Below are 8,253 nucleotides of genomic sequence, written 5' to 3'. Positions count from 1 at the left end.
ATAGTAAGAAGGATCATTTTTGAAAGCTGTTATCGCAGAACCAATATCATTGAGTGCAGCTTGATAGGTTTGTTTTAAGCGATCAGGGTTGAGAGCAGGAATGTCGCTTTTATTGAGAAGGGTGCGCAATTCACTCCCAAGTTGGTCAAAATTGATGCCATTGTCACTATTTTTTGCAAAAAACTTTTCAAGACTTTCGCTGTTTAAGTTTGCAAGTATGGGGGAAATATTGTTTTTGAGGCTGTCCACGGTTTGTTGGACCATGGAGCTGTTTTCTAGAGCCGTTTTAGCTCCTATCTTTGCTGTACTAGAAACCACGTGGATGGCTTGGAGGGTCATCAGCAATGTTATGAGAGCCCAGGTGAGAAAGCCATGAAGAGTCCCTGAGGTTTCAGCAAAACGTCCAGCTACAAAGCCTCCCAAGGCTAGGCTAATCAGTGTAACGATAACAGAGCCCACGCCAAAGGAGAGGAAAGAGCCTTCAAATGGGGTTGAAGAAGTGAAATCCATTTGGCTTAAGCCTAAAGCTGCGACCAGAAAAGAGAGGCAGATTGAGGTGGCAAGAGCCGTCACCAGTCCCGCAAAGATTGCGGACCATGAAATGGGTGTGTGAAAGAGTGAATATTTTTCTTCTAGAGACGTTTCTCCTAGAAAATTCGTCTCGAATGGTGTGTTTTCAGGAATGCGAGTTTCCATGTTTTATCTCCTTGAATATGCTGGAGATACAATGCCTTTTTGCAAATTATGTTCCAAAAGGGATAAAGAGCCGCTAAAAAGGACAGAAAAGATCTAAAGTTAAGATCGAGATCATCATGGTGGGGCATTTTCTTTTGAAACTTTTGTTTAAAACGTGTTCATAGAGAGTTTTTGTTGATCATAAAAAAGGGTGTGAAAACGACAAGGTACGCCTATAGGGCTTTATGAGGTCATAATAATATGGATGCTTTTTTGTTTATATTCTTTCATAAATTTGAATTTTTATCTCATGACAACGTCTTGGTCGATAAACATATGATAAGCGTTACGAATGGGAATATATTTATGTTTCATAAATAAAAGCACATTTTGTATAGAGAGCTCTTTCTTTGTGTTTTCGCTATTGTATTCTTTTGACAAATGGTTTTCTTTTTGATTGTATCAAAAAGTTTAAAGAGAGACCTTGTTAGGATATAAAATGTTTCGTTCAACTTTTTTTAAAAATCGTGAAATCTATGGACCTCTTTGTATTGGCTTTGATCCGAGCCATAAAGTTTTGCAATCGTGGAAACTAAGCTTTGATTATAAAGGTCTAAAAGATTTTTGTGATATCCTCTTAACAGCGGTTGTGGGTAAAGTGGGGATGATAAAGCCGCAAGTCGCATTTTTTGAATTATATGGTGTGGAAGGTCTTCAAGCTCTCAAAGAACTGATTGAAAATGCACACGAACAAGGCATATTGGTTCTGGCGGATGTAAAGAGGGGAGATATTGGCTCTACTGCTGAAGCCTATGGTAAAGCTTGGCTGGGTCCAAGCAGTGCGTTCAAAGCTGATGCCATCACAGTTAATCCTTTTTTGGGTTTTGATGCTCTTCTTCCTCTGATAAAGGTTGCAGAAGAAACAGGAGCAGGAGTTTTTGTGGTTGTTCAGTCTTCTAATCCAGAGGGGAAACAAATACGAAATGCGCTTATTGGAGATCAGACACTCTCTCTTCATCTAGCACAGTGTATTTGTGATTATAATTCTCAGTCTCCGGTTCTCCATCATAATATTGGTCCCATAGGTGCGGTTATAGGAGCGACATTAGGATCTGAATCAAAAGACACAATCGAGCAGTTAAACAATAGTCTGTTTCTCGTTCCGGGTATTGGCGCCCAAGGTGGAACAATGACACAATTAGCAAATCAATTTCCACAAAGACTTTGGCAGAATGTTATTCCCTCTGTATCACGCTCTATTACAGATGCTGGACGAAATATTGTTGATTTAAAAAATGTTATCAATCATTTTGCAGAACAAGCGCAAAGCACACTGATGTCTTGAGGATTTTTGCATCTGTAATAAATCTGAAGAATTTTGAGAGGGAGGGCTTTTGAGGGGGATGTTTCCGATTTATCCAGAATCAACAGTTGCTTTGTGGTTTCGTTCAAAAAGCGCGGATGTCTTTTCATTGAATGTTAAGCGGGCATTTCATGTTGAGCGGGAGGCTATGTTCCTATTGAAAGTACAAATATTTTCAGTAGATTGCCTTAAGGGTAAAGGTTTACATCCTTCAAAAGCAAAAGCTTATGCATATTGTTACCAGTTTCCAGTTGATAAAGTTATTGCAGCGTTTGTTTCTATAAGATAGACACACGTTATCGGTGAATATATATATTGTTGTTAGAGAAAAACATGTCATCAAAACAAGAAAAAACCAAAGCCCGTTTACCCCGTGGTTTTGTGGATCGTACAAGTGCACAGTTGTATGCAACTGAAACAATGATTGCGCAAATTCGTGAAGTTTATGAACTTTACGGTTTTGAAGCACTAGAAACTCCAATTTTTGAATATACAGATGTGCTGGGTAAGTTTTTACCGGATTCAGATCGTCCAAATGCGGGCGTTTTTTCGCTACAAGATGATGATGAGCAATGGATGTCTTTGCGCTATGATCTTACCGCGCCTCTTGCTCGTTATTTTGCCGAGAATTTTGAAGTTTTGCCAAAGCCTTATCGCAGTTATCGTCTTGGCTTTGTTTTTCGCAATGAAAAACCAGGTCCAGGGCGGTTTCGGCAATTTATGCAGTTTGATGCGGATATTGTTGGAACACCAACGGTAGCAGCTGATGCCGAAATTTGTATGATGGCAGCCGATAGTTTGGAAAAACTAGGGTTTCAGCATCATGAATATGCCATTCGTCTGAACAACAGAAAAATTCTCGATTGCGTTTTAGAGAAAATTGGTTTGGGGGGAAATGAGCAGGCTGAAAAGCGCTTAACTGTCTTAAGAGCAATTGATAAACTGGATAAATTTGGTTCTGAAGGGGTGCGTTTGCTTTTGGGAAAAGGGCGTTTGGATGAAAGTGGTGACTTTACAAAAGGGGCGGAGCTTAAGGATAAAGAGATTGAGTGTATTCTTACCTTAACTGCTGCTGGAGCTGAAACAGCAGAAGAAACGCTTGAGGTTCTTAAAGAAGTGGTTGGTGATCATGTTCAAGGGCGTGAGGGAATTCGTGAGCTTGAGGAAATGCAAGCAATTTTTGTCGCAAATGGCATTCAGAATCGTATCAAGATTGATCCATCGGTGGTGCGTGGACTGGATTATTATACAGGTCCTGTTTTTGAGGCTACGTTGCTTTTTGATGTTTTCAATGATGATGGGCAGAAAGTTGTTTTTGGCTCCGTTGGTGGTGGTGGGCGCTATGATGGATTGGTGGCACGCTTTCGTGGTGAAAACATTCCAGCAACAGGTTTTTCAATCGGGGTCTCACGCTTGATCGCTGCTTTGCAAAATCTTGGAAAGTTGCCTATGAAAGAGTCAACAGGGCCGGTTGTTGTGCTGATGATGGATAAAGAGCCAGAGGCGGTTGCTGGTTATCAAAAAATGGTGATGCAGTTGCGTGGTGCCGGAATTCGTGCTGAGCTCTATTTGGGGGCATCGGGGATAAAAGCGCAGATGAAATATGCAGATCGACGCCAAGCGCCTTGTGTGGTTATCCAAGGCTCACAAGAACGTGAGAGTGGAAAAATACAGATCAAAGATTTGATTGAAGGGGCGCGGTTATCTCATGAAATTAAGGATAATCAAACATGGCGTGAAAGTCGACCAGCACAAGTGACGGTTGATGAAGATCAATTGGTCAAAACGGTACAGGATATTTTAGCAGCTCAAAAATGATAATGGTAAAAGTCTTTATACAAGTGATTGTTCGAAATATTTTGGAAATTTGAAACTCAATTTTTTAAATTTGTACTTTGCTCGTTTACACGTGCTGACGCACGCGTTCAAAATCGAGTTTTTGGAGTGCGTGCGGAATAAAAGAGAGATTTTTAAAGAGGTAAATAAGCGCTATTTGCTATAAAATGTGCCCTTCTGAGGATGCGATGATAATGCGTTAAGATGAGCAAAAAAATTTTAACGAAGAAAAAACTCTGAGAAAATTAAAGGGTTTTACGTAACGCTTCTGCAAAAGTTTATAAAAATATTGACAAGTTCATATTGGCTTCATCTTTGAATTCTCATCTATGAGTATCAAATCCTTTGATGTTCTCTTCTTGGACATTACAAAATCTAGTCTTATTGCAAAAGGAGGGAGAACTAGAGCGTTTTATCCTAAAAGACTTTTTAAGCTTCAAAAAACAATGGAATGACTTAAATCGAACAATTTTTTACAGGAGCATGTTTGGATGAATTGTCAGCTGCCATAATGGTAACTTACTGATAATATGTATTATTTCATAAAATCAACTCTTTAATGGAGAAATGAAAATGGTCCAATATGATTTTACTCTGCTCTATGAACGAAATCCCTTTATTCTTGAAAGACCTGAGAATATTGGAAAGTCATTTAAACTTCCTCCTTCAAATTTCGGATTTGAAGATCTTCCGCAAATTACCTTTTCAGGCGCCTCGTCATGTCGGCGTATGATTTTTGGGCTATCATTTAGTGGTATGAAAGCATTTTTTGTGATGTTGTGGCAGATAGGGAAAATGTTAGATGAGGGGGATGATGTGGATTTATGGTTTGATCAGATAACATTGGATCATGATATTCTTGAGGAATTTTTGACTTGCGATCTTTCAATTCAAGAACCAGAATATCTTAATTTTGAAAGTTTTAAAGAAGGTATCAAAGAATTAGAAAAGAATAAAATTGTAGCGAAGGGGACAAAAAAAGATTGTTATTTCATCAATCCAGATATTTTTGGTCTTCCTGAATGTGATGAAGATTTTGAGTTCGATGAAGAGGAAGAGATAGAAGCACACTTTACGGTAGAATACCCGAATAAACAACTCCTTTAACCGTTTTTCTCTTAGAGAAAAATAAAAGCTTAGAATAAATGGCTATGAGAACAGCAATGAGTCTGTTTATGGTATGTGAATTGGAATGTTTGCGGGATCTGTTTTGATTTAATATTCTCCATGAATGGTTCTTTATGCAGAGCAGTTTTTATGCCATATTTTCTTCTTTTTATGAGACATAAGTTAATTTGAATTGTGCACCTCTTCAAACAAATGTTTGATCTGTATTTTCTTTCTTGATACTTTTGTAAACTTTGCAGTAATGATGTTCATAGCTCTTGTATTTTGGCGCGTTTACGAGAGGTATTTTTACTCTTTTTAATCGTTTATTCATATGCCAATCCCACTTGCTAATGAGCAAGAAAATAGTTTTAAGGGATTCAATATAAGAAGGGATAAAATAAAACAATCTTATGATATTCGGCTCCTCTCATTCAATATGCAAAATTATAAATTATCTTTATAAATCAAAGTATTGTTCGATACAAAGTTTTTCTCAGTATGAGAAATTTAGCATTGATCTTGCATATTTCATCAATACGTTAGTCCTTGATGTTTCTGAGAGAGTTTTGCATGAATTTGCGCATTTGGCAATTGCATCCCCATTTTTTGATAGCGTGCAACAGCTTTTAACTCTTTGATTTTTTAGCTCCACAACGGGTCCAGATTTTTCATCAGCAATTTTTCAAGTTTTTTCAAAGCCGTTAAAGCATGAAATATTTATTGAAAAAATTATTGCTGTAATATTTTTTCACAGAAGGCGCACAATCAACTTATCGTGTCTGCTTTCACGAATAGATGTTGTAAAAAGTAAACGACACAAATCTTCCTCCTCAGGAAATTTGTGTCGTAAAATTTTGTTTAAATAGACGATTGGGGGAATTAGCTTTTCAAGGCTTCTAAAACATGTTGTGGTGAAGAAACTTCATAAGGATCTGTTGCACAATTATCTGAAAAACCTGCTTCTTCGAACCATTGTTCAACCACACCATCATTAATAACAGCTGCATAGCGCCATGATCGCATGCCGAAACCAACATTGTCTTTTGCAACCAGCATACCCATTTTGCGTGTGAATTCACCAGAGCCATCGGGAATTAATTTCACGTTTTTGATATTTTGTGCTTTTCCCCAAGCATTCATGACAAAAGCATCATTGACGGAAAGGCAATAAATTTCATCAATACCCGCTTGTTTAAATTCATCATAGAGTTTTTCAAAATCAGGCAGCTGAAAGGTTGAGCAAGTAGGGGTAAAAGCTCCAGGAAGAGAAAAAAGAATAACACGCTTTCCTTTAAAGTAAGCATCGCTGTTAACTTCTTGCCACCGATAAGGATTGTCTCCAGCCATTGATTCATCGCGTACGCGTGTGTGGAATGTTACATTGGGAACTGTTTTTTTCATCATCATGATGCTCCTGTATTCTTTTACGAAAATTTTGTTTTAAAACAGCCTTCGTATTTAAAAAACATATGGCAAAAAGCGTTTTAAACAAAAGGGCTTCTTTAAAAATTCTTACTTCTAACGAGTGTGCAAATATTTCACACTTCCGTCAAGTAGAATTAATGGTCGACTTTGGATACTCTTCACCTTAAAATTATAGGAAATCATATAAAGGTATTGATATGACCATAAAGACAGTTTTAACCACGGCTTTTGAGGGGCAAAAACCGGGAACGTCTGGTTTGCGCAAAAAAGTGTCTGTTTTTCAACAACCCCATTATGTAGAAAACTTTATACAGTCTCTTTTTGATAACATTGGGCCTCTTGAAGGAAAAATGTTGATTCTTGGGGGAGATGGGCGCACTTTTAATCGTACTCTTCTTCAGATTGTGTTGAAGATGGCGGCGGCGCATGGTGTCTCTTGTATTAAAATGGGAAGGGGCGGTATTCTTTCTACACCTGCTGTTTCGCATCTTATTCGTAAAACTCATGCCCATGGTGGACTTATTCTTTCTGCAAGCCATAATCCTGGTGGTCCAGAGGGAGATTGTGGTATCAAATACAATGTTTCCAATGGTGGACCGGCTCCTAATTCTTTATGTGATGCTATTTTTGCAACATCGCAACGTCTTTCCTTTTATAAAATTCTTGAAGCACCAGATATTGATTTAGATAGGCAAGGTACGGTCTTTATGGGAGCCATGCGGATTGATATTATCGATCCTGTCGCTGATTATGTTGCTTTGATGCAAGAGCTTTTTGATTTTGACTGTATTGCTAAGGCCGTTGCTCGAGGTCTTACTTTACGGTTTGATGCCATGCATGCGGTAACAGGGCCTTATGCTCATGAAATTTTTGAAAAATGCTTAGGATTTTCTGAAGGGACAGTGGTTAATGGTATTCCTTTGCCAGATTTTGGAGGCGGTCATCCAGATCCCAATTTGGTTTATGCCAAGGCTCTTTATGATTTATTGATGTCAGAGCAAGGACCAGATCTTGGCGCAGCCTCTGATGGTGATGGAGATCGTAACCTCATTATTGGTCGTGGGCAATTTGTCTCGCCTTCGGATTCTTTGGCTATTATGGCTGAACATGCACACCTTATTAAAGGATATCGAAAAGGTGTTGTAGGGATAGCGCGTTCTATGCCAACGGGGCGTGCTGCTGATTTAGTTGCGGAAAAACACGGATTAAACTTTTTTGAAACGCCAACGGGATGGAAGTTTTTTGGAACCCTTTTGGATGCGGGGAAAGTAACCTTTTGTGGTGAAGAAAGCTTTGGAACGGGCTCTCATCACATCCGCGAAAAAGATGGTTTATGGGCTGTCCTATTTTGGTTAAATCTTTTAGCGGTAACAGAAAAAACTGTCGCACAGATTGTTCAACAGCATTGGTCCACCTATGGGCGTTTTTACACGTTACGGCATGATTATGAAGAAGTCGAAGCAGATAAAGCTTTGGCATTACTAGAGTATTTGCGTGCGCACTTACCACATGCAGGAACTGAAATTGCTGGATTTTTCGTCAAAAAAGCAGATGATTTTACATATCATGATCCTGTTGATCAGAGCGTTAGCACGCGGCAAGGTATACGTATTTTTTTCGAGAATGGAGCACGGTTGGTGGTTCGTTTGTCGGGAACAGGGACGCTAGGTGCTACTTTACGACTTTATTTTGAACAGTATGAAAGTGATCCGCGCAAACACAATTTTAATCCGCAAGAAGTTCTCCAACCTTTGCAACAGGTGGCACTAAAACTGTTAAACATACAACAAGCATTGGGGCGAGATCGTCCTGATATTATCACCTAAGATCATTGGAATGTTTTT

The 8,253-nt window shown here is 38.8% G+C and carries 6 protein-coding genes and 1 pseudogene; 5 read left to right on the top strand and 2 right to left on the bottom strand.

Going from position 1 to position 8,253, the window contains the following annotated elements; genetic code table 11:
* A pseudogene (locus ACFIK7_RS00455) lies at positions 1–696 on the bottom strand (DUF3792 domain-containing protein); the annotation flags it as partial.
* 478 nt (positions 697–1,174) lie between these two features.
* Between ACFIK7_RS00455 and pyrF the strand changes: the two are divergent.
* The 4 genes from pyrF (at position 1,175) to ACFIK7_RS00435 (ending at position 4,981) form a co-directional block, all read left to right on the top strand.
* Positions 1,175–2,020 (top strand): orotidine-5'-phosphate decarboxylase, encoded by an 846-nt coding sequence (gene pyrF, locus ACFIK7_RS00450; RefSeq protein WP_375662734.1) that lies wholly within the window; start codon positions 1,175–1,177, stop codon positions 2,018–2,020.
* Positions 2,021–2,078: 58 nt separating this feature from the next.
* Complete coding sequence (locus ACFIK7_RS00445; RefSeq protein ID WP_375637756.1) at positions 2,079–2,327, top strand: hypothetical protein; 249 nt, start codon at positions 2,079–2,081, stop codon at positions 2,325–2,327.
* 44 nt (positions 2,328–2,371) lie between these two features.
* A complete protein-coding gene (hisS, locus tag ACFIK7_RS00440) occupies positions 2,372–3,856 on the top strand; it encodes a histidine--tRNA ligase (RefSeq protein WP_375631319.1) in 1,485 nt (494 codons plus the stop codon).
* Positions 3,857–4,447: 591 nt separating this feature from the next.
* On the top strand, positions 4,448–4,981 hold the full coding sequence (locus tag ACFIK7_RS00435; protein ID WP_375637754.1) for a replication protein: 534 nt from the start codon (positions 4,448–4,450) through the stop codon (positions 4,979–4,981).
* 882 nt (positions 4,982–5,863) lie between these two features.
* Here the strand turns inward: ACFIK7_RS00435 and ACFIK7_RS00430 are convergent.
* The gene (locus tag ACFIK7_RS00430; protein WP_375631347.1) at positions 5,864–6,388 is read right to left on the bottom strand and encodes a peroxiredoxin; all 525 of its coding nucleotides are present in this window, start codon (positions 6,386–6,388) and stop codon (positions 5,864–5,866) included.
* 218 nt (positions 6,389–6,606) lie between these two features.
* Here ACFIK7_RS00430 and ACFIK7_RS00425 point away from each other — a divergent pair, with 218 nt between their 5' ends.
* Positions 6,607–8,235: an alpha-D-glucose phosphate-specific phosphoglucomutase gene (locus ACFIK7_RS00425; RefSeq protein WP_375662733.1), complete on the top strand. Its 1,629-nt coding sequence runs from the start codon at positions 6,607–6,609 to the stop codon at positions 8,233–8,235.
* Positions 8,236–8,253 lie beyond the last annotated feature (18 nt).

The sequence above is a fragment of the Bartonella sp. CL266QHHD genome, from assembly GCF_042195355.1.
Classification (GTDB): domain Bacteria; phylum Pseudomonadota; class Alphaproteobacteria; order Rhizobiales; family Rhizobiaceae; genus Bartonella.
Note: the sequence above shows the minus strand (reverse complement) of the source record. Positions and strands in the feature narration are given on the sequence as shown.